Raw genomic sequence first — 1,985 nt, 5'->3', positions numbered from 1 at the left:
GCCGGGACAGGCGCCCTTCGCACTGGGCCGCACCCATGCCGATCCGGCGCTGCTGCGCCAGTTCGGCCGCCTCGTTCGGCGCCACCTCACGGCCGAGGCGGCGCATTTCGGCTATGGCGACCCGCGCGGCGGCGAGGGGCTGCGCAGCGCCATCGCGGAGCATCTCGCGGCCACGCGGGGCATCGCCTGCGATCCGGGGCGGGTGCTGGTCACCAGCGGCACGCAGCAGGCGCTGCGCCTCTGCGCCGAGGTGCTGCTGCGTCCCGGCGACGCGGTGTGGATGGAGGACCCGGGCTATCCCTCGGCACGGCGCATCCTGGAGGCCTGCGGCGCCCGGCTGGTGCCCGTCCCGGTGGACCGCCACGGGCTGGACGCGGGGGAGGGACGGCGCCAGGCCCCTTCGGCGCGGCTGGCCTATGTCACGCCCTCCCACCAGTTCCCGACCGGCGTGACGATGAGCATGGAGCGGCGCCTCGCCCTGCTCGACTGGGCGCGCGAGGCGGGAAGCTGGGTGGTGGAGGACGATTACGACAGCGAGTTCCGCTACGCCGGCCCGCCGCTGACCGCCCTGGCCGGGATCGATGCGCGGGAGCGGGTCATCTATCTCGGCACCTTCTCCAAGACGCTATTCCCCGGGTTGCGGACGGGGTTCGCCGTGCTGCCGGGGGAGCTGCTGGAGAGGGTCGCCGCCGCGCGGCTGGTCAGCGACCGCTTTCCGCCCAGCCTGACCGGCGAGGCCCTGGCCGAGCTGATTCGCGACGGCGGCTTCGCCGCGCATGTGCGGCGCATGCGCTCGCGCTACCGGATCGCCCGCGACCTGCTGGCGGAACTCCTGCCGCGTGCCTCCGGCGGCCTGCTGCGCGTGACGGTGCCCGACCAGGGGCTGTCCCTTCTGGCCCTGCTGCCGGAGGACTGGCCGCCCGGAACGGCGGTGCGCATCCGCGCGGCGGCCGGGATCGAGGGCTGGCTGCTGTCGGAAACCCGGCTGGTGCGGAAGGGGCCGGACGGCTTCGTGCTGGGCTTTTCCGGCCATTCCCTGCCGGCGCTGCGGCGCGCGGCGGAGCGGCTGGGCGAGGCGGTGCGGGCCTGGAGCCCAGGCGCCGTGGCCGCCTGACCCATCCGGATGGGGAGCGCCGGGCGTGATCCGCGGGTGGAGGCCGGCGGATCATGTTCCGGTGCGCTGGCCCCGACGGCTGGCCTCAGTGCTGCCGGCTGTCCCGTTCCGCCGCCATGCCTGCCTCGCCCTGTCGCGGCCAGAGCGTCCGGTTGACGGAAAGCATCAGGCGCTGGACCCTGCCGAGGCGGCCCTGGTTGGCGTTCAGGTTGGCGCGCCCCATGACGCTGGCGGCGACATGGGCGCGGGCCTGCCGGAGATTCTGGCGCAGAACGCGGAGATTGTCAGTCGCGGTCAAGTCTTCCTCCTTGGTTTGGCGGGGTGGAGGATCGTGCGCGGCCGCAGGAAGTCCTGGTCCGGTGGCGTCCCCCATTCTTGTTGACCGTGGCGCCCTCGCGGGGGCCGTCACGGCGCGGGATGTCCCCCACCTGCGGAGGAAGCTAGGCAGTCGGGGGCGGGGTGCCAAGCCGGGGCCCTGCGAATTCCGCCGCGGTTCGTCGGGGTCCGGGATGTCCGGGGCGAAGGACCCGCGCCCGCCTGCGTCCCTTCCAGCCGGGGCAGTGCGGGCACGGCCTCGACCCAGGATGCGGGAGCCTCAGGTCATCCCGCCCGGCGTGGCGGGAGAGGCGGATTCGGCCAAGGGCAAGACGCTGGGCAGGCCCGCGGGCGAGGCGCTGCCGGTGGCGTGTCCGATGGGCGCGGCGGCATCCCCGGGCCCGGTCACCGGGGTGGTGATTGCCGGCGGGGTGGTTGCCAGGGCCCGCCGCCAGCGCTGGCGCGCCGCGCGGATGCGGCTGGCCCAGGTGGGGGGCGGGATCTCATCCGGGACTGTCTCTTGATCACATCTACGCACAGCTCCACCGTAAGGCGA

General features: G+C 74.5%; 3 protein-coding genes. 1 reads left to right on the top strand and 2 read right to left on the bottom strand.

The genetic code is table 11. The features are described 5' to 3' along the window. The coding region (locus ROTAS13_RS23695; protein ID WP_083755695.1) for a PLP-dependent aminotransferase family protein at positions 1-1,114 on the top strand (1,114 nt) is incomplete at its 5' end. An 85-nt stretch (positions 1,115-1,199) separates the two neighbouring features. On the opposite strand, the gene ROTAS13_RS23690 is transcribed toward ROTAS13_RS23695, so the two are convergent. After that, complete coding sequence (locus tag ROTAS13_RS23690; protein ID WP_019462627.1) at positions 1,200-1,412, bottom strand: hypothetical protein; 213 nt, start codon at positions 1,410-1,412, stop codon at positions 1,200-1,202. Between the two features lie 297 nt (positions 1,413-1,709). Beyond that, on the bottom strand, positions 1,710-1,985 hold a 276-nt coding region (locus ROTAS13_RS27550), incomplete at its 5' end, for a hypothetical protein (protein ID WP_216348737.1).

Source organism: Roseomonas sp. TAS13 (assembly GCF_001950415.1).
Taxonomy (GTDB): domain Bacteria; phylum Pseudomonadota; class Alphaproteobacteria; order Acetobacterales; family Acetobacteraceae; genus Roseomonas; species Roseomonas mucosa.
This window is presented reverse-complemented; position numbering and strand designations above follow the sequence as displayed.